Raw genomic sequence first — 22,033 nt, 5'->3', positions numbered from 1 at the left:
CCGGCCGCAGCGACCGCCCCGGCCCCTCCGGTCCGCCCTTCGCCCGTCCCTCCTCCCCGCTCCCCCTCCAGTCCCAGGACTCAAGGACGCCTCATGGACATCGCCTTCCTCACGCCTCTCAGACGTGCCACCCGCACGGCGGTCCGCACCATCGAGGACCGCACGCCGGCGGACCGCGACCGCGCCCTCGACGGACTGCGTGCGCTGGCGCTGCTCGCGGTCCCCGTCGGCCACTGGCTGATCGGGGGCTTCACCCTCGATGCCGGTGGCGCACTGCACAACACCAGCCTGCTGACCACCTTCGGCGCCCTCGCGCCCGCCAGTTGGGTGCTGCAGCTGCTCGGCATCTTCTTCCTGGTCGGCGGCCATGCGTCGGTGCGCTCCCTCCGGCGCGCCACCGAGCGGGCCGAGTCCGCCGGGACCTGGCTGCGCGGCCGGATCCTCCGGCTGGGCCGCCCGGTGCTCGGCGTGACGGCCGTGTGGGCGGTGCTGCTCCCCGTCCTGTACGGCCTGGGGGTGCCCGAGGCGACCCTGCGGACCGGGGCGACGCTGGTGATCCAGCCGTTGTGGTTCGTCGGCGTGTATGCGGTGGTCACCGCGCTGACGCCGTACTGCCTGCGGGCCGCCCGGCGGTGGGGCGCCTGGGCCGCGGCACCGCTGGCGACCGCCGTGGCGGCGGTGGACTTCCTGCGCTACGGGCCGTTCGCCGACGCCATGCCCACCTGGCTCGGCCTGCTCAACCTCGTGCCCGGCTGGCTGTTCGCCTATCAGCTCGGGGTCTCCTGGGGTGAGCGGCGGCTCGGCGGGCGGACCGCCTGGTCGCTGCTGCTCGGCGGCGCCGCACTGTTCGCCGCGCTGCTGCTGTTCTTCCACTACCCGGCGAGCATGGTCGGCGTCCCCGGTCAGGACCGTACGAACTCCCACCCGCCGTCGCTGCTGGTCCTGGCGCTGGCGGCAGCCCAGTCCGGCGCCGCCGTCCTGCTCCGTGACCGGCTCGCCCGTCTCCTGCGCCGGCCTGCCTTGTGGGCACCGGTCACGATCGTCAACCTCTCGGCGATGACGGTCCTGTGCTGGCATCAGACGGCGCTGCTCTCGGCGGCCGTGCCCGCGTCCTTCCTGGGCGAGATCCCCGGGCTGACCGCGCAGCCCGACACCCTCGGCTGGCTCCTCGCCCGGCTCGCCTGGCTGCCGGTGTTCGGCGGGGCGCTGCTCCTCATCGGGCGCACCACCCGCCGCTTCGAGGCACCGTGGACCGGTGTCACCCGGGCCCGCCGGGCTGCCGCGGCGCTCCTGGCCGCCGGCTTCGCCGCCTTTGCGCTGGGGCTGGCGTGAGCACCCCGCCCCGGCCGCCCGGGGCGGGTCACCCGGGGCCGGGACGCCCCACGGCAAGGGGGCCCAAGGGAGCCCAAGGGGCCCAAGGGGGCCACCCGGACCCGCCCCGAGCGCCTTACCGCCGTCCCGCCGAGGTGTGCGCCATGTCCGCGTACCGCGCCCCCGCGACCTGCCCGGCGATCGGCTCCAGCAGCGCCAGGTCCTGCTCGGTCAGCGGGATCCGGGTGGCCCCGGTGTTCTCCTCGACACGGCTGCGCTGACGGGTGCCGGGGATCGGTACGACGGCCAGACCGCGGGCCGTGGCCTGGTGCTGCACCCAGGCCAGCGCGATCTGGCCGGGCGTCGCGCCATGGGCGTCGGCGACCTTGCGGACGGGCTCCAGCAGCGCGGCGTTGGCGGTGGCGTTGTCACCGGTGAAGCGGGGCTGGGTCCGCCGGAAGTCGTCCTTCGTCAGCTCCTTGTCGGCGCTGACGAACGCACCGGTGAGGAAGCCCCGGCCGAGCGGCGAGTACGGAACGACGCCGACCCCGAGCTCGGCCGCGGCCTGCACCACGCCGTCCTCGATGTCCCGGCTGAACAGCGACCACTCGGACTGCAGGGCCGCGATCGGGTGCACGGCCTGCGCCGCGCGCAGCTCGGAGGCGGTCACCTCGCTCAGCCCCAGGTGCTTGACCTTGCCCTCGGCCACCAGTTCGGCCATGGCGCCGACCGATTCCTCCAGGGGGACGTCCGCCGTGCGCCGGTGCATGTAATACAGGTCGATCTCGTCGACGCCCAGGCGCTTCAGGCTGCCTTCGACGGCCTGGCGGATGTACGGCCGGTCGTTGCGGATGACGCGCTTGGACCGGTCGTCCGGGTCGGCGGCTATCGCGAACTTGGTGGCCACCACGACCTCGTCGCGGTGCGCCTGGATGAACGGGGCGATGAACTTCTCGTTCTCCCCCCTGCCGTACATGTCGGCCGTGTCGAAGAGGGTCACGCCCAGCTCCAGGGCCCGCTCCAGCGTGGCCCGCGCCTCGTCGGTGTCCGTCGTCGGACCATAGGCGAAGCTCATGCCCATGCAGCCGAGGCCCTGCACCCCGACCCGCGGTCCGCCGGTGCCCAGCTCGACCGTCTCGATCTTCTCGCTCCCCATGACCTCAGAACCTCTCGGACGCCCGTCGGGCGTCGGCATAGACGTCGATTTTGTAGTCGAGTACGTCCAGCGTGCTCTGCAGCTCGGCTATCCGCTGTCGTACGTCCTCGCGATGCGCGGTCAGCAGCTCCTCGCGCTCGGCGAAGGTGCGCTCCCCGTCCCGCACCAGCTCGGCGTAGCGGACCATGTCCGCGACCGGCATGCCGGTCAGCCGCAGCCTGGCCACCAGGCTCAGCCAGTCCAGATCGCGGTTGGTGAAGCGCCGCTGCCCGGTGTGGGTGCGGTCCACATGCGGCATCAGGCCGATGCGCTCGTACCAGCGCAGGGTGTGCGCGCTGAGCCCGGTGTGCTCCGCCACCTCGCTGATCGTGTACTGGTCCCGGCCGGCGGGCCGCGGGTGCGTGAGCGCGGGGCCACAGTCGCGCGGCCTCGCCGGCAGCCTCCCGGCCGCGGCCCCGCTCGTGACCGGTTCGCTCTGCGTTACCGTCATGCCCCGTCTCCCCTGTATCGCCGGATGTCTCCCGGCCTGATCGCCGGATGCCTCTCGACGTCCTCAACGCTAGAGACTTCGAGTGCACTCCAGGCAAGGGCGGATCACCGGCAGACTTGACCGGATTTTGGGAACGTACGGGCCTCCGGGCCGGGGCAGACCCCACACCCCCTAGGCTCGTGGGCATGCAGAGCCTGCGGATGATCGAGAACTGGCCGGTGCCCACCGCTGCGGCCGCCGTCGTACGAGCCGATGGGTCGGTGGCCGGATCCTACGGCCCCCAGGAGCACCGCTTCCCGCTGGCGTCCGTCACCAAGCCGCTGGCCGCATACGCCGCACTGCTGGCCATCGAGGAGGGCGCCATCGAGCTGGACGAACCGGCCGGGCCCGAGGGGTCCACGGTCCGTCATCTCCTGGCCCACACCTCGGGGCTGGCCTTCGACGAGCAGCGCACGATGGCCGAGCCGGGCACCCGCAGGCTCTACTCCAACACCGGTTTCGAGGCGCTGGGCGATCACCTCGCCAAGGCGACGGACATCCCCTTCCCGCAGTATCTGCACGAGGCGGTGCTCGCACCGCTGGGGATGACCGCGACGGAACTGCCCGGCTCGCCCGCCAAGGACGGCGTCTCCACCGTCGCCGACCTGGTCCGGTTCGCCGCGGAGCTGCAGGCGCCGCGGCTGCTCGCACCGCAGACGCTCGCGGAGGCGACGCAGGTGGCCTTCCCCGGTCTGGCGGGGGTGCTGCCGGGCTACGGCCACCAGAAGCCCAACGACTGGGGGCTCGGCTTCGAGATCCGCGACGGCAAGTCGCCGCACTGGACGGGCAGCGCGTCCTCGCCCCGCACCTTCGGGCATTTCGGCCAGTCCGGGACGTTCTTGTGGGTGGATCCGGACGCGCGCGCGGCGTGTGTGGCGCTCGCCGACCGGGCCTTCGGGCCGTGGGCCATCGAGGCCTGGCCGCAGCTGACCGATGCGGTGCTGGCCGAACTGGCACAGTCCGCCTGACGGCGCGGTACGGGACGGACCGGACCGTGCGGACGGCGCGGACGCCCCGGCCCGGGACGGCGCGGACGGCGCGGCGCGCTACCGCCGGCTGCGGGCCCGCCACCGCTCTCACCCGTACGCCGGCTCCGCCCCCATCTCCCACACCAGGCACTCCGCCGGCTCCAGCCCCTTCAGCTCCAGCCCCACCCCGTCGGTGATCCGCGCCGCGTCGCCGGCCTCCAGGCGCTCCGCCCCGACCCGTACGGCGCCGCGCACCACCTGCACATACGCCCGTGCGGCCTCCGGGACCGCGGTGCGCTCATCCTCGGCGAGGCGGCGCAGATGCAGCAGGGCCCCGGCCCGCGGGACGGCGTACGGGGTGCCGTCGGCGATACCGCGCACCACCTCGTACGACGCCTCGCCGCCGAATTCCAGCGGCGCCAGCCACATCTGGACGAAGCGCAGCGGCCGCGTGCCGTCATTGCGTTCCACATGCCGCACGCCACCGGCCGAGCTGAGCCGCTGGAGATCGCCGGGGCGTACGGTGGTCTCGTGGCCGGCCGAGTCGCGGTGGGTCAGCTCGCCCTCGACCACCCAGGTCACGATCTCCGTGTCGCGGTGCGGATGCTCGTCGAATCCGGTGCCCGCCGCCAGCCGCTCCTCGTTGCAGGCGATCAGCGCGCCGAAGCGCAGATTGTCCGGGTCGAAATGCGGCCCGAAGGAGAACGCGTGCAGCGACTCGATCCCGGCCTCCGCGTCCCCGCCCGGATACCGTTCATGGCCTCGGTGCACCTGAATCATGGGCCCACCGTAGCCCCGCCCCCGCACCCTCCCGCCCCGATAGTGCAGGCTTGTCCCGTGTCTGAACCCGCATCGCGCGACGCGCACCCGCACTCCGCCACCCTCCGGCGCCTGGAGAATTCCTCCGGCAAACTGGCGGCCGCGGCCATCGCCCGCATGGACGCCACGCTGCCGTGGTACCGCGCGATGCCCCCGGAGAACCGCTCCTGGATCGGCCTGGTGGCACAGGCCGGTATCGCCGCGTTCACCGAATGGTTCCGGCATCCGGAGACCCCGCAGGCGATCAGTACCGACGTCTTCGGCACGGCGCCGCGCGAGCTGACCCGGGCGATCACCCTGCGGCAGACCGTGGAGATGGTGCGGACCACCATCGAGGTCATGGAGTCCGCGATCGACGAGGTCGCGGCCCCGGGTGACGAGTCCGTGCTGCGCGAGGCGCTGCTGGTCTACGCCCGGGAGATCGCCTTCGCCACCGCCCAGGTCTACGCCCAGGCCGCGGAGGCCCGCGGCGCCTGGGACGCCCGGCTGGAGTCGCTGGTGGTCAACGCGGTGCTGTCGGGCGAGGCCGACGAGGGCGCGGTCTCCCGTGCCGCGGCGCTGGGCTGGAACTCCCCCGAGCATGTGTGCGTGGTGCTGGGCACGGCCCCGGACGGGGACAGCGAGCTGACCGTGGAGGCGATCCGGCGGGCCGCCCGGCACGCCAAGCTCCAGGTGCTGACCGGTGTGCTGGGCTCCCGCCTGGTCGTGATCGCGGGCGGCTCGGACAATCCGCTGAAGGCCGCGAAGGCGCTGATCGGCCCGTATGCCGCCGGTGCCGTGGTGGCCGGTCCTGTGGTCTCCGACCTGCTGGCCGCGACCCGCTCGGCACAGGCCGCAGCGGCCGGTCTGCGGGCGTGTGCCGCCTGGCCCGACGCGCCGCGGCCGGTGCTCGCCGATGATCTGCTGCCGGAGCGCGCGATGGCCTCGGACCCGGTCGCCCGCGAGCAACTGGTGGAGGAGATCTACAGACCGCTGGAGGAAGCGGGCTCGGCACTTCTGGAAACGCTGAGCGTTTACCTGGAGCAGGCGAGCAGCCTGGAGGGCGCCGCCCGCATGCTGTTCGTGCACCCCAACACCGTGCGCTATCGGCTGCGACGTGTGACGGACGTCACCGGCTGGTCACCCTCCGATGTGCGCTCGGCGTTCACCCTCCGTATCGCGTTGATTCTGGGGCGTCTGGCTGACAGTGAGGCGCAACCCTAGACTTTTGTCGGACACCAACAATTCCCCCGATGGTTCTTCGTCCTTGTCCCCACGGGCGGGCGGAACCACCCACAAGAGAGAGTGTGAGGGTGCTCGTACTCGTCGCTCCCGGCCAAGGCGCTCAGACGCCCGGCTTCCTGACTCCCTGGCTCGACCTCCCCGGTGTCGAGGACCAGCTCCGTGCCTGGTCGGACGCCATCGACCTGGACCTGGTCCACTACGGCACCAAGGCGGACGAGGAGGAGATCCGCGACACCTCGGTGGCGCAGCCGCTGCTGGTGGCCTCCGCCCTGGTCTCCGCCCGGCAACTGTTCGCGACGGCCGACGATGTCGCCGCGCAGGTCGGCGCGGCGGCCGGCCACAGCGTCGGTGAGCTCGCCGCCGCCGCACTGACCGGCGCGGTCTCCGACGAGGCCGCGATGAAGCTGGTGCGCCGGCGCGGCCAGGCGATGGCCGAGGCCGCCGCCGTCACCGAGACCGGTATGGCCGCGCTGCTGGGCGGCGACGAGGCCGTCGTCATCCCGCATCTGGAGCAGTTGGGCCTGACCCCGGCGAATGTGAACGGCGCCGGACAGATCGTCGCCGCGGGCACCGCCGAGCAGATCGCGGCGCTGGTCGAGAACAAGCCGGAGGGCACTCGCCGGGTCGTACCGCTGAAGGTGGCCGGCGCGTTCCATACTCACCACATGGCACCCGCTGTCTCGGCCCTGGAATCGGCGACCACCCGGCTCTCGATCGCCGACCCGCACACGCGCTACGTCTCCAACAAGGACGGGCGGCTGGTCTCCTCCGGCCAGGAACTGGTGCAGCGGCTGGTGGGCCAGGTGGCCAACCCCGTGCGCTGGGACCGGTGCATGGAGACCTTCAAGGAGCTCGGGGTCACCGCGCTCATCGAGGCGGCTCCCGGTGGCACGCTCACCGGTCTGGCCAAGCGTGCGCTGCCCGGCGTGCGGACCCTCGCCCTCAAGACGCCCGACGACCTCGACGCGGCCCGCACGCTGATCGCCGGACACGCCGACAACGCTGCACCGGCCGAATAGGAGTCCGAAGCGCATGACCTCGAAGATCAAGCCCTCGCAGGGCGCCCCGTACGCGCGGATCATGGGTGTCGGCGGCTACCGTCCGACCCGCGTCGTGCCCAACGAGGAGATCCTCAAGTACATCGACTCGTCCGACGAATGGATCCGTTCGCGGTCCGGTATCGCGACCCGCCACTGGGCGGGTCCCGACGAGACCGTCGCGACGATGTCGGTCGAGGCGTCGGGCAAGGCGATCGCCGACGCGGGCATCACGCCCGCGCAGATCGGCGCCGTGATCGTCTCCACCGTGTCGCACTTCAAGCAGACCCCGGCCATCGCGACCGAGATCGCGCACCGTATCGGTGCCGGCAAGCCGGCCGCGTTCGACATCTCGGCGGGCTGCGCGGGCTTCGGCTACGGCCTGACCCTGGCCAAGGGCCTGGTGACCGAGGGCTCGGCGGAGTACGTCCTGGTCCTCGGTGTCGAGCGGCTCTCCGACCTGACCGACCTGGAGGACCGCGCGACGGCCTTCCTCTTCGGTGACGGCGCCGGCGCGGTGATCGTCGGCCCGGCCAACGAGCCGGCGATCGGCCCGACCGTCTGGGGCTCGGAGGGCGACAAGTCCGAGACCATCAAGCAGACCCTCGGCTGGGACGTCTACCGTTCCACCCCCCTCCCCGGAGGGGACGCCCCCGAGGGCCGCCCGGCTCCGGAGGAGATCCGGTACCCCGCCATCACGCAGGAGGGCCAGTCGGTCTTCCGGTGGGCGGTGTTCGAGATGGCGAAGGTCGCCCAGCAGGCGCTGGACGCGGCCGGAGTCAGCCCGGACGACCTGGACGTCTTCATCCCGCACCAGGCCAACATGCGGATCATCGACTCGATGGTGAAGACTCTGAAGCTGCCGGAGAGCGTGACGGTCGCCCGCGATGTGGAGACCACCGGCAACACCTCGGCCGCTTCCATTCCGCTCGCCATGGAGCGGCTGTTGGCGACCGGGCAGGCCAAGAGCGGCGACACCGCGCTGGTCATCGGCTTCGGGGCGGGTCTCGTCTACGCCGCGACGGTCGTTACCCTCCCCTAGGCAAGATCTGCGCAGGGTCGTACGTCTCCGGACGTGTCGGCCGTCGCACGGATCCTCACCGCAAGTAACGCAGTTTCCCCATAAAATGACCGAAGGAGCGCCATCATGGCCGCCACTCAGGAAGAGATCGTCGCCGGTCTCGCCGAGATCGTGAACGAGATCGCCGGGATCCCCACCGAGGACGTCCAGGTGGACAAGTCCTTCACCGACGACCTGGACGTCGACTCGCTGTCCATGGTCGAGGTCGTCGTCGCCGCCGAAGAGCGCTTCGACGTGAAGATCCCGGACGACGACGTCAAGAACCTCAAGACGGTCGGCGACGCGACCGAGTACATCCTCAAGCACCAGAGCTGATCCAGCTCCCGCGCATGTCGCCACCCCGCGGTGGCGCCGTCGATTCAGACCCCTCTACCCGTGGAGTAAGAATTCCCGTGAACGCGACCAATCGCACCGTGGTCGTCACCGGTATCGGCGCAACCACACCGCTGGGTGGCGACAGCGCTTCGTCCTGGGAGGCGCTGCTCGCCGGACGTTCCGGTGTCAGCACCCTCGAACAGGACTGGGCCACCGATCTGCCGGTCCGTATCGCCGGGCAGATCGCCGTCGAGCCGTCCGAGATCATTCCGCGTCCGCAGGCCCGCAAGCTGGACCGCTCGGCGCAGTTCGCGCTCGTCGCGGCCCAGGAAGCCTGGAAGGACGCGGGCTTCACCGCCAAGGCGGGCGAGGACACGGCGGTCAACCCCGACCGTCTGGGCGCCGTCATCGCCTCCGGCATCGGCGGTGTGACGACCCTGCTCGACCAGTACGACGTGCTCAAGGAGAAGGGCGTACGCCGCGTCTCCCCGCACACCGTGCCGATGCTGATGCCGAACTCGCCGTCCGCCAACGTCGGCATCGAGTTCAACGCCCGCGCCGGTGTGCACACACCGGTCTCGGCGTGTGCATCGGGCGCCGAGGCCATCGGCTACGCGATCGAGATGATCCGCTCGGGCCGCGCCGACGTCGTGGTCGCGGGTGGCACGGAGGCCGCCATCCACCCGCTGCCGATCGCGGCATTCGGCAACATGATGGCGATGTCCAAGAACAACGACGACCCGCAGGGCGCCTCCCGCCCCTGGGACGTCGACCGCAACGGCTTCGTGCTCGGCGAGGGCGCGGGCGTGATCGTCCTGGAGTCCGAGGCGCACGCCAAGGCCCGCGGCGCCACGATCTACGCGGAGGCCGTCGGCCAGGGCATCTCGGCCGACGCCCACCACATCACGCAGCCCGAGCCGTCCGGCAACGGCATCGCGGCGGCGCTGCAGAACCTGCTCGACAACACCGGTCTCGACCCCGCCGAGATCGTGCACGTGAACGCGCACGCCACCTCGACGCCGGCCGGTGACGTCGGTGAGCTCCGGGCACTGCGCAAGGCGTTCGGCGACGACGTCGACCACATGGCCATCACCAGCACGAAGTCGATGACCGGCCACCTCCTGGGTGGCGCGGGCGGCATCGAGACGGTGGCCACGGTCCTCGCGCTCAAGAACCGGATCGCCCCGCCGACGATCAACATCGCCCAGCTCGACCCGGAGGTCGACGCGGACATCGTCCGCGGCGAGCCCCGCAAGCTGCCCGCCGAGGGCCGGATCGCGGCCCTGAACGACTCGTTCGGCTTCGGCGGCCACAACGTGGTCCTGGCCTTCCGGACGGTCTGACACGCAGCGGAAGGGCCCCGTCCGGTGACTGTCACCGGGCGGGGCCCTTCGCCTGTCTCCTTGCCCGTCTCCTTGCCCGTCTCCTTGCCTGTCTCCTTGCCCGCCTCTTTGCCCGTCCCCTCGCCCGTCTCCTTTGCCTGTCTCAGCCGCCGAAGCTGGCGAAGTGCGCGGCCGCCGCGTCCTCTTCGCCGTGGCCCTGCCCCTCGGCCCGGCGCAGGCGTTCCGCTGCCGCAGCCGCCAGATCCATCCGTACACCGGCGTTGCCGGCGGCCTCCAGGATGAGCCGGGCATCCTTGCGGGCCGCGGACACCGTGAAGCTCGGCGGGTAGTTCCCGGACAGGATCAGCTCGGACTTCAGCCGGAGATACGGCATGTCGAGCGCCCCGCCGGCGACCGCGTCGAGGAAGTCGCGCGGGTCCACTCCGAGCGCCTTGGCGAGCGCGAGAGACTCACCCGTACCGTTGATGACCGTCAGCACCCAATTGTTGACGACGAGCTTGAGATGGCTGGCTGCCCCGCTCGCCCCGTCCTCACCGACCCACAGGGTCCGGCTCCCGACGATGCCGAAGATGCGCTCGGCGCGCTCCCGGACGTCCTGCGGGCCGGCCGCCAGGATCGTCAACTCCCCCTTCTCCGCGGGCGCCTTGGTGCCCAGTACGGGGGCGTCCACGAACCGCAGGTGGTGCGCGTCGGCGAACCGGGCGAGCGGCGGGAGGGCTTCGGTGCCCACCGTGCTCGTCTGGAGCCACAGGGCACCGGCCGGCAGCGCGTCCGCGGCCTGCCCGAGCGCGCCTTGGACCGCCTCCCCGTCGAGCAGCATCGTGAGGACCACATCGGCGCCGTCCACCGCCTCGGCGGGAGTGCCGGCGACGTGGGCCCCGTCGGCGGCCAGTGGCTCGGCCTTGGCGCGCGTGCGGTTCCAGGCCCGGACGTCCAGACCGGCCCTGGCGAGGTTGCGGGCCATCGCCGCACCCATGATTCCGGTGCCGAGCACCGCTACTGACGGGGCGTCGGAAGAGTTGTTGTCGGCCATGACGGCACGCTAGGCGGTGGAGCGGACTCCAGGGCAACCGCTGCCGCGTGTCGGGGCGGCGCCGTTGCGGCTAGACGACCTGATGGAGCCAGCGGACCGGGGCGCCCTCGCCCGCGTACCGGAACGGCTCCAGTTCGTCGTCCCAGGGCTTGCCGAGGAGCTTGTCGACCTCTGCGGCGAGTTCGGTCTCGCCGCGCGCCGAGCGGGCGACCGCGGCGCGCAGCCGGTCCTCGGGGATGAGGATGTCACCGTGGATGCCCGTGACGGCATGAAAGATGCCCAGGTCGGGGGTGGAGCTGTAGCGCTCGCCCTCGGCGGTGGAGCAGGGTTCCGCGGTCACTTCGAAGCGCAGCAGATGCCAGCCGCGCAGCGCGGAGGCCAGCTTGGAGGCCGTGCCGGCCTCCCCCTGCCACGAGAACTCGGCTCTCCAGGTGCCCGGGGACGCCGGCTGGCGGATCCAGTCGAGATTGACGCGCACACCGAGGACGCCCGCGACGGCCCATTCGACATGCGGGCACAGCGCGCGCGGAGCGGAGTGGACGTACAGAACTCCACGTGTCGTCACCGGGACCTCCAGTGCGGTTCGAGGTTCGCCTTCCCCAGCGGCCTCGTGCCCGTTCCGGTTGCGGCCGGGACAGTTGTCATTCTGCCCCAGTGACCACTTCGGCACCAGCATGCTGGTGACCTACAGTAAACACCATTAGGCGGAATTTGCCGCAAAAGGGACAGGAAATGACGTGATGTAATTTGGTCTGTGCCGACTGCACCAGCCACTTTGGGTCACCGCCCGGCAGGCACGGGGCAAAGCTACCGCGCGGTGCCGGTCGAGGGGGTGACGTACCGTCGGTACCCGAAGAGATATCACTCGCACGCCGGAGGGGACAGGGGATGAAGCAGATCGATCGGCCTGTTCGCCCCCGGCGCAGCCGCTTCGGCCGCCGCTCCTCACGCACCGTCGCCACCGCTTCCGCACTGGTGATCGCCCTCACCGCCTGTAGCGGCGGCGGGCACCCCGAGAAGCCGCACGCCAAGCCGACGCCCGTCTGGCACACCGACCCCGGCTCGATCGCGGCGCTCGGGGACTCGATCACGGTCGGCTTCGACGCCTGTACGCTGCTCTCCGAATGCCCCCGGGTCTCCTGGGCCACCGGCACCGACCCCAAGGTCGGCAGCGTCGCCCGGCGCCTCGTCAAACACCCCGCGACGGACAGCTGGAACTTCGCCAGGACCGGTGCGCTGATGAGCGATCTGCCGGACCAGATCACCGCGGCCGTCCACCGCAAACCCGAGCTGGTCACGGTCCTGATCGGCGCCAATGACGCCTGCCGGCGCGATGTCGGGGCGATGACCCCGACAGCCGCCTTCCGCGCCGACTTCGCGCGCTCCATGAAGCGGCTGCGGCGCGCCCTGCCGCACACCCAGGTGTATGTCGCGGCGGTCCCCGACCTGTTGCGGCTGTGGTCCGAAGGGCGCAAGAACCCGCTCGGCAAACAGGTGTGGAAGCTGGGCATCTGCGGGTCCATGCTGCGCGATCCGGACGATCTGACGAAGGCGGCGCAGGACCGCCGGACGACGGTGCGGGAACAGGTGATGGCCTACAACTCGGTGCTGGCCGAAGTGTGCGGCAAGGATCCGCTGTGCCGCTTCGACAAGTCCGTCTTCGACTACCGCTTCACCGGGCGCCAGTTGAGCACCTGGGACTGGTTCCACCCGGGCACCCGCGGCCAGAAGGAGCTGGCGACACTGGCGTTCCGCGTGATCACCCGGGCGCAGCCATAGGGGTTGCCCCCGCCTCCGCCTCCGCTGTCCCCGCTGTCCCCGCCACTCCAGATGTTCCGCGCGGCCCCGGGCGGTTCTCCGGGCCGCTCTCCGGGCCGCTCTCCGGGCGGTTCTCCGGGCATACGCCCCGGCCAGGCGCCCCGGCGGGGTGACGTCCCCGGCACCTGCGTGCGGTACCGGGACGGTGGGCGCCGGGCTTCGGGCATAGGCTCACCCGCATGACGACGCAGGTCAGCAGGGAACCCTTCGGCACGCTGGACGACGGCACCCGCGTCGACCGCTGGACCCTGGAGGCGGGTCCCGGCGGGCTGCGGGTCCGCATCCTCACCTACGGCGGGATCATCCAGACGGTGGAGGCGCCGGACCGGGACGGGGCGAGAGGGCAACTGGCACTGGGCTTCGCCGACCTCGCGTCGTATGCCGCGCACGGCGGGTCGTACTTCGGGGCGCTGGTCGGGCGGTACGCCAACCGGATCGCCGGGGCGTCCTTCGCGCTCGACGGCAGGACCCGCACGCTGACGCCGAACGACGGGCGGCACAGTCTGCACGGCGGGCCGGGCGGCTTCTCCCGGGTGGTGTGGGAGGCCCGGGAGGTCGACGGTGGTGTGCAGTTGCACCGGGTCAGCCCGGCGGGTGAGGAAGGCTTCCCCGGCGCCCTGGACGTCCGCGTGACGTACACCCTCTCGGCCGGCGCGCTGCGAATCGTCTCGCACGCGACGACCGACGCACCGACCGTCGTCAACCTCACCCACCACACCTACCTCAATCTGGGGGGTGACGGCAGCGGCAGCGCCGCCGGCCACGAGCTGCGGCTGACGGCGTCCCGGTACACGCCCGTCGACGACACCGGCATACCGGTGCCCGGGGCGCCCGCCGACGTCACCGGCACCCGCTTCGACTTCCGGGCGGCGCGTGCGGTGGCGGGTGCGTACGACCACAACTTCGTGCTGGACGGCGGTGTGTGCGCGGCACCGCGTGCGGTGGCCGAGCTGTACGACCCCCGCTCGGGCCGCGTTCTGGAACTGGCCACCACCGAGCCCGGTCTGCAGCTCTACACCGCGGATCACCTCGACGGCACCCTGACCTGCACCTCGGGCGTCCCCTACGGACCGGCGGCCGGCCTTGCCCTGGAAACTCAGCACTTCCCGGACTCGCCGAACCGCCCGGACTTTCCCAGCACGGTGCTGCGGCCCGGCGAGAGCTATTCGTCGCAGACCGTGTACGCGTTCTCGGTGCGGCCTCGGAGTGCGGGAAACCCTTAAGGGCGGGGCCGGACGAGGTCATCCTGTGCGCCGACGCGGTGGGGCGGCGCAGCAGGAACGATGAACAGTGACCGGAGCTCCGGTCCCTTCGTCCGTCGTCTGCCTCGGGAGACCTCTCATCATGGCCCGCCTTCGCGTTCCCCATCTCGTACTGTCCTGTGCGGCGTTGACCGTGCTGGTGACCGGCTGCTCGGTGTCGGGTTTCGGCCTGACGAAGGAGGCGGAGCGGACGTACACCGTCAAGGGCAAGGTCACCGCGCTCTCGGCGACGACGCACGGCGGGGACATCGAGGTGGTGCCGATAGACGCCGGCGGGTCGGTCAAGGTGACGGAGAAGTACGAGTACAACAAGGTGAAGCCGTCCCCCGCGCACGGGGTCAAGGACGGCCGGCTGACGCTCAAGGCCGAGGAATGCGGCATGGGGCGCAAGTGCGCGGTGAACTACCGGGTCCTGCTGCCGCGCAACGCCTCGGTCGATCTGCGGACCAGCGGCGGGAACATCACCGTCCGCGGCGCCTCGGGCGGCATCGCCGCGGAGACCAGCGGCGGCGATATCACCGTCGCGGACTCCGCGGCCCGCACGGCGAAGGCGAGGACCAGCGGCGGAGATGTGGACCTTGCGCTGTCCACGGCACCCGCCGAGGTGTCGGGCCGGACCAGCGGGGGCAGCGTCACCATCCGCCTGCCGAAGGGCTCCTACGCCGTGGACGCCTCGTCGAGCGGCGGTACCCGCAAGGTCTCCGTCCCGACGGACGAGGGCTCCGCGCACAAGGTGACGGCACGGACGAGCGGCGGTGATGTGTCCGTGGTGACCTCATGAGGGGGCGCCGCCGGGGGCGTTCCCGGGCAGGCGCGCCCCCGTCCCCGTACCGGAGCGCCCCGTCCCCGGACCTGTCAGCCGACGGTGACCTCCGCCGTCAGCCTGCGGTCGTCGACGCTGTGCGCCGCCTCGACGAGGTAGACGCCCTTGACCCGGCGCCAGCCGCCGTCCGCCGCTTCCCCGCCGTCCGCCGCTTCCTTGCCGTCGCCCGCGTCCCAGACCGCGAAGGCCCGGTCCGGCAGCGGGATCTCGGCCTCCGCGCTCTCGCCGGGCCCGGCCTCGACGACCGCGAAGCCGGCCAGCCAGCGGGCCGGGCGCTCCGGAGCGTCAGGGGCGGCGTCCGCAGTGGGCGCCAGATAGATCTGGACGACCTCGCGGCCGGGCCGGTCGCCCGCGTTGCGGATCCGTACCCGCACCGAGTCGGGGGTGGTGTCCAGCGACTCGTACTCCCAGTCGGTGTAGCCGAGTCCGTGGCCGAAGGGGTAGGCGGGCGCGGGAGCGGAGCCCTGCCAGCCCCGATAGCCGAGGTACACCCCTTCGGAGTAGGCGAGTTGGCCGTCGACCGGGGTCACGGTGGTGACCGGGGCGTCGGCGAGCCGGGCCGGCCAGGTGGTGGGGAGCCGGCCACCCGGCTCCTGGGCACCGAGCAGGATGTCGGCCAGCGCCGCACCGGCCTCCTGGCCGGGGAACCAGCTCAGCAGCACGGCGGGGACCTCGGCGCGCCACGGAAGCTCCACCGGGGAGCCGGAGTTGACGACCACGACCGTGTGCGGGTTGGCGGCGGCGACCTTGGTGACCAGCTCGTCCTGACGGCCGGGCAGCCGCAGATCGCTGCGGTCGAAGCCCTCGGACTCGGCCTCTTCGGTGGTGGCGACGACCACGATCGCGACATCGGCGCCGGCCGCGGCGCGGACCGCCTCCTCGATCTCCGCATCGGCGTCGGGCTGCGGTTCGCCGTGGCCGAGGGCGAAGTTCAGCCCGGCCGGACCTTCGCCCCACTGCGGGCCGCCCGCCGCGCACCGCAGGGTGACCTCGACGCTCTCCCCCGCCGTCAGCTCCGCCGTCATGCGCCGCTGGGCGGGGCGCAGATACGCCTCGAAGGGGTCGGTGCCCCCGGGCGCGAGGCGGCCGTCGAAGAGCACCGCCCCGCCGACGGTCAGCCGCAGCTCACCGGCGCCGGAGACCGCGAGGGTGTGGCTGCCGGTGATCCGCGGGAGGTAGCTCCCGGTCAGCTCGACGGCGCTCAGGTCCTGCCGGGTGACACCCTCGGGCAAGCGGCCCGTCATCTGCACCGTGCCGTCGGCCTGCGGTGTCTCCGCCAGTACCTGCCCGTCGGCCGCCAGGTAGCGGGCGCGCAGCGTGAAGCCTTCGCGGGCGTGCGGGACCCGGGTGCGCGGGTCGGCGCCGACGGCGAAGGTGACTTCGACGTCGTCGGGGAGCGCGGCGCGCAGCCCCTCCAGCGGGGAGACGACCGCATCGGGGAAGACGGTCGCGGAGCCGCCGCCGAGGACCCGGGCCTCGCGGGCGGCCGCCCCGATGACGGCGACCCTGCGGACCGCCGCGGCGTCCACCGGCAGGGCCCGTCGCGCCCCGCTCACCGGCTCGTTGCGCAGCAGGACACACCCCCGCCGGGCGATCTCGCGGGCCACCGCCCGGCCGTCGATGCCCTGCGGCACACCGGCCGGGTCGACCGCGGCCGGCACCCCTTCCAGGCATCCGGTGCGGGCGGCCAGCAGCAGCACCCTGCGCACCGCGTCGTCCACCTCCGACTCGGCCACCTCACCCGCACGGACGACCTCGGCGAGTGGCGCGCCGTAGACCGTACGGGGCCCCGGCATCGCCACGTCCAGGCCGCCGCGCAGGGCGCGCACGGTGTCGCGGGCAGCCGTCCAGTCGGAGACGTTGACGCCGTCGAAGCCCCATTCGCCGCGCAGCACGTCCTGCACAAGCGCCCGGTGTTCGGTCATCGTCGAGCCGTTGACCTGGTTGTAGGCGGTCATGACACCCCAGGGGCGGGCGTGTTCGACGATGTGCTCGAAGGGCGCGAGGTAGAGCTCGCGCAGCGGGCGCGGGGCGATGCGGTTGTCGACCGTGAACCGGTCGGTCTCTGCGTCGTTGCCGACGAAGTGCTTGACCGTCGTGCCGACGCCGCCTTCCTGCACACCGCGCACATACCCGGCGCCGATCGCGCCGGTGAGCAGCGGGTCCTCCGCATAACACTCGAAGTGGCGGCCGCCCAGCGGTGAGCGGTGGAGGTTGACGGTCGGCGCGAGGAGCACGTGCACGCCCTTGCGGCGGGCCTCCTGGGCGAGGAGGTGGCCGGCCCGGCGGGCGAGCGCGGGGTCCCAGGTGGCGGCCAGCGCCGTGGGGCTGGGCAGCGTGACCGAGGGGTCCTCGGCGTTCCACTCCCGGCCCCGCACACCGACCGGGCCGTCCGACATCACCAGCGACCGCAGCCCGATCTCCGGCACGGCCGGCAGGGTCCACATGTCCTGGCCGGACAACAGCCTGACCTTGGTGTCGAGGTCGAGCGCGGTGAGCGCCCGCTCCACCACTGCGGTGTAGTCGTGCCCGTCGCCGCGGGCGGGGTGGTGGGCGTCGGTGGGGTGGTGGGGCTGGGCGTCGGTCATGCGCTTCTCCGGTACTCCCTGACTGGACGTGTGGGTCCCCCCCTGCCGCGATTCTTGCCGTCCCACCTCCCGAACGGTAGGTGTCGTTACTTTTCCGATACACCAGTCGTACGGGATCTCCACGCGGGCGTTACGCTCGGCCGGTGACTGCACCAGACCAGGACGGATCCCACGGTGGCGGGGCGGGCGCCCGGCGGGGCGGTGGCGGGCGGGAGGCCCGGCGCGCGGAGCGGCGCGAGGCCATCCTGCAGGCCGCCATGGAGCTCATCGCCGAGCGCGGCTACCGCCGTACCTCACTCGCCGCCGTCGCCGAGCGCGCCGGACTGACCCAGCAGGGGCTGCTGCACCACTTCCCGACGAAGCAACTGCTGCTGGTCGGCGTGCTGGAGGCGCGCGACCGCTGGGACCTGGCCTCGGCCGCCGCGGCGTCCGACACCCTGCGCACCGACGCCCTCGCCCAGCTCGTCGACTACAACGCCACCCGCTCCGGCGTCGTCCGGACCTACACGGTGCTGTCCGCCGACAGCGTCACCGAGGACCACCCCGCCCGTGCCTTCTTCGAATCCCGTTTCCGCGCCGTGCGGGCTTCGATGACCGAGGTGCTGCGGGCCGAATACGGCGACACACTGCCCGGCGGCCTGACCCCCGAGCGGGCGGCGCCGCTGCTGGCCGCCGTGATGGACGGACTGCAACTGCAGTGGCTGCTGGACCCGGAGGAGGTGGACATGCCGGCGGCGTTCCGGGACTTCCTGGCGCTGCTCGGGCCAGGAGAGGTGCAGGGCGGCGGCGCCGGGTCCGGCAAGGAGCCGGACGGGGGCTGATCCTCCAGGCCTCTGCGCCCCTACCGGGCGGGGGCGAGGCAGGAAATCGTCACCTTGTCCGGGCTGTACTCGGGATCGGCGAGCATCTCACCGTCGACGCACTGGTCCTTCGAGGTGTCGAGCCTGCGGGTCACCTTGTACTCCGCGTCGGCCGAACCGCAGCCCACGACCTCCAGGTCCTGGTCCTTCCAGTCGCCTTCGTTGCGTACACAGTCACCGACGGCGAGGGTGGGTGCCTTCCCGATACCGGCCTCCTCGATGAACACGCCGCATACGAACAAGACCGGAATCGCCACGACCACGAGGACCATCGGCACCAGGAAGAGCATCGCCTCCGGCCGGCGCAGCAGCGACTTGCCCGGGTCGAGCGAGGGCCTGAAGCCGCCTACCGGGGCGGCCAGTTTGCGGAACCGGCCCCGGGGACCGAGGTTCATCAGCAGGGTGAGCGGGGTGATGGCCACGGACAGCGGGCTCCACCAGCCCTGCCACAGCGTCTTCGCGGACATCTCACGGTAGGTGGCCAGCCCGCAGGAGCGGCAGAACACTCCCCTGCGGCTGAGGAATCGCATCAGGAAGAGGATGCCCTGATGCCCGCGCACGGTGGCCTGCACGGCGGGCTGAGCACCGCAGAGCCGGCAGCCCGGGGCGGCGGCGTACGGCTGCGGGTGGGGGTGGGGGTGCGGGTACGGGTGGGGGTGGAGTTGCGAGTGCGGCTGCGGGTGCTGCTGGGCGTGCGGGTACGGGCCCTGGCCCGGGTATCCCGGCTGCGGGGCATACGGACCGGCAGGCTGGTACGGGAAGGCCCCCGGCGGCTGATGCGGGGAAGCACCCGGCGGCTGATGCGGAAAGGCACCGGCGGGCTGCTGCGAGGAGGGCTCCGCGGGCGGTTGGGCGTACGGGTACGGGCCGTGCGGTGGTGGCGGGGTGGCCACGGAGATCCCCCTGAGTCTCGTGGATATCGCCGGACGCGGTGGTGGGCCGGACCGGACCGAATCAGAAACCCTATCCGCGGTCGATCGGCGGGCGATCGGCGGGCAGGGGGCAGGGCTCCCCGGGGTAACCGCCCCTCCCTCTACCGCCCCGCGCCGCACACCGCTTTACTCGCCCCCATGAGACGCATACGTACCAGGATGGGCGCACTCGGTGTCGCGCTGCTTGCCGCCGCCCCGCTGTCCCTGGCGACGCCGGCCACCGCGGCGGCCCCGGCGGATGTCACGGTGGAGGAGGGGCGGCTGACACAGACCGCACCGCAGGAGATCCTGCGGCGCAGCGGATTCGACGCGGTGGAGCGGGAGTTCGGGCGCGGGCTGGCCCGGGTGAGCACCTACGGCGAAGCCCGGCGCCATGTCGCCGACGAGGGACGGGCGCTGTGGCGGCGGGCCGTGGACCGGGCACAGGGACGCGGACCCGACGGCGGGGATCTGAGCCGGGACGACGACCGGCCGCTGTACTGGGCGCGGCTGGGGATGGCCAAGCAACTGCGGCAATGGCAGCCGGACTTCGAGCTGACGGACTCGCGTCGCGATGCCCTCCTCGGGTCGTTGGAGCGGGGATCGCGCGGTCAGGACTCGGTCGAACTGCCCGCGGGCACACACATCCTGCGGATCGTGGTGACCGGATTCGACCCGTTCCAGCTGGACGCCGATGCGCGGCGCAGCAATCCGTCGGGGGCGGCCGCGCTCGCGCTGGACGGGACGACGGTACGTACCGCCTCCGGGCAGCCGGCCCGGATCGAGACCGCGGTCTTCCCCGTACGGTGGGCCGACTTCGCGGACGGCACGGTGGAGCGCACACTGCTCCCGCACTTCCGGAGCGGGCCGCGGCAGGCCGATCTGTTCACGACGATCAGCCAGGGGCAGCCCGGGCGGTTCGACGTCGAGCGGACCAACGGGGCCTGGCGGGGCGGCTATCCGGACAATGCGCGGGAATCCCGTACGGAGATCGTGCCGATTCCGGCAGGGGTGCCGACCGTGCGGCCGCAGCCGCAGTGGACGACCACCAGCCTGCCGTACGCACGGATCGTGGCGGCCGGGACCGGGCCCTTCCCCGTGGTCGACCACACCGAGGTCACGGAGATCCCGGCGGGCGGCACCGAGCCGGTCGACCGGCCGGACGGCCCGACTCCGGGATCCACGGCCCGGGCCGGGGGCGGCGGGGACTATCTGTCCAACGAGATCGCCTACCGGGCGACCCTGCTGAGGGACGCGGTGCGCCCGGCGCTCCCGGGCGGGCATCTGCACACCCCGGTACTGGAATTCGGCCCCGGCAACACCGACCCGGCGCACGGCCAGGTCACCGACCCGGACTTCGTACACCACCGGGTCGCGATCACCGAGCAGATACGGGCGATCCTGACGGTGGCGGCCTCGGAGACGGCGACGGCGCGGGGCACCCGGGGCTAGGCCTACCCACAAGAGTTCCGTTTCCGGGGCCAGGCGGCCTGCCCCGCCCCCCGAGTGCGCTGTCCCGTCACCGACGTGCCGGGACGGCACACCCAGGGGTGTCCGCTGGGTCCTGAAAGGGATGGGGCGGCCACGGCGCCATGACAGACGCATCCCCTCATTGCGCGCCCCGCTCCGACCGGCCCCGCTCCGACCGGCCCCGCTCCGACCGGCCCCGCTCCGACCGGCGCCGCTTCGGCCGGCGTGGCAATCACCGAAGAGGGGCGCACCAGTCCGGCGCACGGCCGAGAGTCGCCAGGATGGTCTCCAGTGGACCCGTGCAGTGGTCCGCGGACAGCCCCGGCCCAAAGGCGCTGCCCGGGGCCAGCCGGGAGTCGTCGTCCGGGACGGCGCGGGCGATCGGCTCCGCGGCCTGCAGGAGTTCGGCGTCGGGTGTGTACGTGAGACCCAGGGTGCGGGCGATATCCCAGCTGTGCACCACATGGTCGATGAGGTGGAAGCCGATCGCGCGGGCGGCGGGGAACGTCCGGGCGCGGCTGAATTCCGGGAGGGTGAACGCACGGTCGGGGCTTTCCACGGTCGCGAAGGCGGCGATGGCCTGTTCGGTCGCGGTGCGGTACTGCGCGACGGGGTCCTCGTCGAGCGGGCCGACCGACCAGTGCGACAGGTCCTGTCCGTGCCCGAGCGCTGCCGCCGCGAACCCGTTGTGCTGGGCCGTCATATGGGCGAGCAGATCGGCCAGCGTCCATGCCGAGCAGGGGGTCGGCCTGCGGAGGTCGCCGGGCGTCGTCCGGCGCATCAGGGCCACGCTGTCCCGTACCGCCCTGGCATTGAGGCGCCGGAGCCGTGCGAAGTCCGCATGCGGCGCGGGCGCATCCTCGCCGTCGATATTCATAGGCATGCGCTTACGATCTGAGTGAGCACATAATTTGTCAACGGGTATTTTCTTGGCCATGGCCGAGAGCGCAGCGGAAGACGCAGTCGAGAACGCAGCCGACAGCGGCACCGCATCCAGGGGGCGGCCGGCCCGTCCCGATCTGGCGGCGATGGTCGTGCCCCTGGGGCGCGCACTCATGGCCGCCGAGCAGCCGGTCCTCGACGCGCACGGTCTGACGATGTGGGCGTACTCGGTCCTGCTGCACCTCGACGAGACACCGATCCGCACCCAAGCGGCGCTGGCCGAGGCCATCCGGGCGGACAAGACCCGCATCATCGTCGTCCTCGACGACCTGGAGGCACGGGAGTTGATCCGCCGTCAGCCCGACCCCAAGGACCGTCGGGTGCGGCTGCTGTCGCTCACCCCCGAGGGCCGGCGGCTGCGGGACACGGTGCAGTCCGCGATCCGGCAAGGCGAGGAGCGACTGCTCGCCCGGCTGCCGGAGGCCGACCGCGCCGGCTTCCTCAAGGGGCTGCAGGCATTGTCGAACCTGCCGGAACTACGGCGTGGACGAGGCTCGTCGACCTCCTGACTTCCGACTTTCCAGCTTCCGACTTTCCAGCTTC

21 protein-coding genes are annotated in these 22,033 nt (G+C 72.2%); 13 read left to right on the top strand and 8 right to left on the bottom strand.

Going from position 1 to position 22,033, the window contains the following annotated elements; genetic code table 11:
* Window positions 1-93 precede the first annotated feature (93 nt).
* Window positions 94-1,332 carry an acyltransferase family protein gene (locus ACF088_RS19915; protein ID WP_392377081.1) on the top strand — a complete coding sequence of 413 codons (1,239 nt, stop codon included), beginning with the start codon at window positions 94-96 and terminating at the stop codon, window positions 1,330-1,332.
* Between the two features lie 115 nt (window positions 1,333-1,447).
* Here ACF088_RS19915 and ACF088_RS19910 read toward each other — a convergent pair whose 3' ends face one another.
* The gene (locus ACF088_RS19910) at window positions 1,448-2,467 is read right to left on the bottom strand and encodes an aldo/keto reductase (protein WP_392377080.1); all 1,020 of its coding nucleotides are present in this window, start codon (window positions 2,465-2,467) and stop codon (window positions 1,448-1,450) included.
* A 4-nt stretch (window positions 2,468-2,471) separates the two neighbouring features.
* Window positions 2,472-2,957, bottom strand: coding sequence for a MerR family transcriptional regulator (locus tag ACF088_RS19905; RefSeq protein WP_392377079.1), 486 nt, complete (start codon window positions 2,955-2,957; stop codon window positions 2,472-2,474).
* 185 nt (window positions 2,958-3,142) lie between these two features.
* On the opposite strand from ACF088_RS19905, the gene ACF088_RS19900 reads away from it, so the two are divergent.
* Window positions 3,143-3,964, top strand: a complete 822-nt coding sequence (locus tag ACF088_RS19900; protein ID WP_392377078.1) for a serine hydrolase domain-containing protein — start codon at window positions 3,143-3,145, stop codon at window positions 3,962-3,964.
* 108 nt (window positions 3,965-4,072) lie between these two features.
* On the opposite strand, the gene ACF088_RS19895 is transcribed toward ACF088_RS19900, so the two are convergent.
* Complete coding sequence (locus ACF088_RS19895; RefSeq protein ID WP_392377077.1) at window positions 4,073-4,744, bottom strand: pirin family protein; 672 nt, start codon at window positions 4,742-4,744, stop codon at window positions 4,073-4,075.
* 57 nt (window positions 4,745-4,801) lie between these two features.
* Between ACF088_RS19895 and ACF088_RS19890 the strand changes: the two genes are divergently transcribed.
* From ACF088_RS19890 to fabF, 5 genes are all read left to right on the top strand, one after another.
* Window positions 4,802-5,986, top strand: coding sequence for a PucR family transcriptional regulator (locus tag ACF088_RS19890; RefSeq protein ID WP_392377076.1), 1,185 nt, complete (start codon window positions 4,802-4,804; stop codon window positions 5,984-5,986).
* Window positions 5,987-6,075: 89 nt separating this feature from the next.
* Window positions 6,076-7,026 carry an ACP S-malonyltransferase gene (locus ACF088_RS19885; RefSeq protein WP_392377075.1) on the top strand — a complete coding sequence of 317 codons (951 nt, stop codon included), beginning with the start codon at window positions 6,076-6,078 and terminating at the stop codon, window positions 7,024-7,026.
* A 13-nt stretch (window positions 7,027-7,039) separates the two neighbouring features.
* Window positions 7,040-8,086: a ketoacyl-ACP synthase III gene (locus tag ACF088_RS19880; protein ID WP_392377074.1), complete on the top strand. Its 1,047-nt coding sequence runs from the start codon at window positions 7,040-7,042 to the stop codon at window positions 8,084-8,086.
* Window positions 8,087-8,191: 105 nt separating this feature from the next.
* A complete protein-coding gene (locus tag ACF088_RS19875) occupies window positions 8,192-8,440 on the top strand; it encodes an acyl carrier protein (RefSeq protein WP_030991425.1) in 249 nt (82 codons plus the stop codon).
* 77 nt (window positions 8,441-8,517) lie between these two features.
* Window positions 8,518-9,783: a beta-ketoacyl-ACP synthase II gene (fabF, locus tag ACF088_RS19870; RefSeq protein WP_392377073.1), complete on the top strand. Its 1,266-nt coding sequence runs from the start codon at window positions 8,518-8,520 to the stop codon at window positions 9,781-9,783.
* 142 nt (window positions 9,784-9,925) lie between these two features.
* On the opposite strand, the gene ACF088_RS19865 is transcribed toward fabF, so the two are convergent.
* Window positions 9,926-10,816 (bottom strand): NAD(P)-dependent oxidoreductase, encoded by an 891-nt coding sequence (locus tag ACF088_RS19865; RefSeq protein ID WP_392377072.1) that lies wholly within the window; start codon window positions 10,814-10,816, stop codon window positions 9,926-9,928.
* 70 nt (window positions 10,817-10,886) lie between these two features.
* The gene (locus ACF088_RS19860; protein WP_088802014.1) at window positions 10,887-11,381 is read right to left on the bottom strand and encodes a DUF3145 domain-containing protein; all 495 of its coding nucleotides are present in this window, start codon (window positions 11,379-11,381) and stop codon (window positions 10,887-10,889) included.
* Between the two features lie 323 nt (window positions 11,382-11,704).
* On the opposite strand from ACF088_RS19860, the gene ACF088_RS19855 reads away from it, so the two are divergent.
* From ACF088_RS19855 to ACF088_RS19845, 3 genes are all read left to right on the top strand, one after another.
* Window positions 11,705-12,595, top strand: a complete 891-nt coding sequence (locus ACF088_RS19855; RefSeq protein WP_392377071.1) for an SGNH/GDSL hydrolase family protein — start codon at window positions 11,705-11,707, stop codon at window positions 12,593-12,595.
* Window positions 12,596-12,813: 218 nt separating this feature from the next.
* Window positions 12,814-13,857, top strand: coding sequence for an aldose epimerase family protein (locus ACF088_RS19850; protein ID WP_392377070.1), 1,044 nt, complete (start codon window positions 12,814-12,816; stop codon window positions 13,855-13,857).
* A 121-nt stretch (window positions 13,858-13,978) separates the two neighbouring features.
* Entirely contained in the window at window positions 13,979-14,677 is a 699-nt protein-coding gene (locus ACF088_RS19845) for a DUF4097 family beta strand repeat-containing protein (protein WP_392377069.1), read from the top strand.
* 74 nt (window positions 14,678-14,751) lie between these two features.
* On the opposite strand, the gene ACF088_RS19840 is transcribed toward ACF088_RS19845, so the two are convergent.
* Window positions 14,752-17,307, bottom strand: coding sequence for a beta-glucosidase (locus tag ACF088_RS19840; RefSeq protein ID WP_392377068.1), 2,556 nt, complete (start codon window positions 17,305-17,307; stop codon window positions 14,752-14,754).
* A 143-nt stretch (window positions 17,308-17,450) separates the two neighbouring features.
* Here ACF088_RS19840 and ACF088_RS19835 point away from each other — a divergent pair, with 143 nt between their 5' ends.
* Window positions 17,451-18,128 carry a TetR/AcrR family transcriptional regulator gene (locus ACF088_RS19835; protein ID WP_392377067.1) on the top strand — a complete coding sequence of 226 codons (678 nt, stop codon included), beginning with the start codon at window positions 17,451-17,453 and terminating at the stop codon, window positions 18,126-18,128.
* Between the two features lie 20 nt (window positions 18,129-18,148).
* Here the strand turns inward: ACF088_RS19835 and ACF088_RS19830 are convergent, their stop codons facing one another.
* Complete coding sequence (locus ACF088_RS19830; RefSeq protein WP_392377066.1) at window positions 18,149-19,060, bottom strand: hypothetical protein; 912 nt, start codon at window positions 19,058-19,060, stop codon at window positions 18,149-18,151.
* 177 nt (window positions 19,061-19,237) lie between these two features.
* Between ACF088_RS19830 and ACF088_RS19825 the strand changes: the two genes are divergently transcribed.
* Window positions 19,238-20,530, top strand: coding sequence for a pyroglutamyl peptidase (locus ACF088_RS19825; RefSeq protein WP_392377065.1), 1,293 nt, complete (start codon window positions 19,238-19,240; stop codon window positions 20,528-20,530).
* 250 nt (window positions 20,531-20,780) lie between these two features.
* On the opposite strand, the gene ACF088_RS19820 is transcribed toward ACF088_RS19825, so the two are convergent.
* Window positions 20,781-21,431, bottom strand: a complete 651-nt coding sequence (locus ACF088_RS19820; protein ID WP_392377064.1) for a TIGR03086 family metal-binding protein — start codon at window positions 21,429-21,431, stop codon at window positions 20,781-20,783.
* A 52-nt stretch (window positions 21,432-21,483) separates the two neighbouring features.
* Between ACF088_RS19820 and ACF088_RS19815 the strand changes: the two genes are divergently transcribed.
* The gene (locus ACF088_RS19815; RefSeq protein ID WP_392377063.1) at window positions 21,484-21,999 is read left to right on the top strand and encodes a MarR family winged helix-turn-helix transcriptional regulator; all 516 of its coding nucleotides are present in this window, start codon (window positions 21,484-21,486) and stop codon (window positions 21,997-21,999) included.
* Window positions 22,000-22,033 lie beyond the last annotated feature (34 nt).

The sequence above is a fragment of the Streptomyces sp. NPDC015125 genome, from assembly GCF_043080045.1.
In the GTDB taxonomy this organism is placed as follows: Bacteria; Actinomycetota; Actinomycetes; order Streptomycetales; family Streptomycetaceae; genus Streptomyces.
This window is presented reverse-complemented; position numbering and strand designations above follow the sequence as displayed.

What these genes read in the sequence shown, in the direction of transcription:
- ACF088_RS19875 (WP_030991425.1), top strand. Translation starts at nt 8,192, where the DNA reads ATGGCCGCCACTCAGGAAGAGATCGTCGCCGGTCTCGCCGAGATCGTG.
- ACF088_RS19910 (WP_392377080.1), bottom strand. Translation starts at nt 2,467, where the DNA reads ATGGGGAGCGAGAAGATCGAGACGGTCGAGCTGGGCACCGGCGGACCG.
- ACF088_RS19915 (WP_392377081.1), top strand. Translation starts at nt 94, where the DNA reads ATGGACATCGCCTTCCTCACGCCTCTCAGACGTGCCACCCGCACGGCG.
- ACF088_RS19895 (WP_392377077.1), bottom strand. Translation starts at nt 4,744, where the DNA reads ATGATTCAGGTGCACCGAGGCCATGAACGGTATCCGGGCGGGGACGCG.
- ACF088_RS19815 (WP_392377063.1), top strand. Translation starts at nt 21,484, where the DNA reads ATGGCCGAGAGCGCAGCGGAAGACGCAGTCGAGAACGCAGCCGACAGC.
- ACF088_RS19850 (WP_392377070.1), top strand. Translation starts at nt 12,814, where the DNA reads ATGACGACGCAGGTCAGCAGGGAACCCTTCGGCACGCTGGACGACGGC.
- ACF088_RS19905 (WP_392377079.1), bottom strand. Translation starts at nt 2,957, where the DNA reads ATGACGGTAACGCAGAGCGAACCGGTCACGAGCGGGGCCGCGGCCGGG.
- ACF088_RS19840 (WP_392377068.1), bottom strand. Translation starts at nt 17,307, where the DNA reads ATGACCGACGCCCAGCCCCACCACCCCACCGACGCCCACCACCCCGCC.
- ACF088_RS19845 (WP_392377069.1), top strand. Translation starts at nt 13,979, where the DNA reads ATGGCCCGCCTTCGCGTTCCCCATCTCGTACTGTCCTGTGCGGCGTTG.
- ACF088_RS19825 (WP_392377065.1), top strand. Translation starts at nt 19,238, where the DNA reads ATGAGACGCATACGTACCAGGATGGGCGCACTCGGTGTCGCGCTGCTT.
- ACF088_RS19865 (WP_392377072.1), bottom strand. Translation starts at nt 10,816, where the DNA reads ATGGCCGACAACAACTCTTCCGACGCCCCGTCAGTAGCGGTGCTCGGC.
- ACF088_RS19855 (WP_392377071.1), top strand. Translation starts at nt 11,705, where the DNA reads ATGAAGCAGATCGATCGGCCTGTTCGCCCCCGGCGCAGCCGCTTCGGC.
- ACF088_RS19820 (WP_392377064.1), bottom strand. Translation starts at nt 21,431, where the DNA reads ATGCCTATGAATATCGACGGCGAGGATGCGCCCGCGCCGCATGCGGAC.
- ACF088_RS19900 (WP_392377078.1), top strand. Translation starts at nt 3,143, where the DNA reads ATGCAGAGCCTGCGGATGATCGAGAACTGGCCGGTGCCCACCGCTGCG.
- ACF088_RS19880 (WP_392377074.1), top strand. Translation starts at nt 7,040, where the DNA reads ATGACCTCGAAGATCAAGCCCTCGCAGGGCGCCCCGTACGCGCGGATC.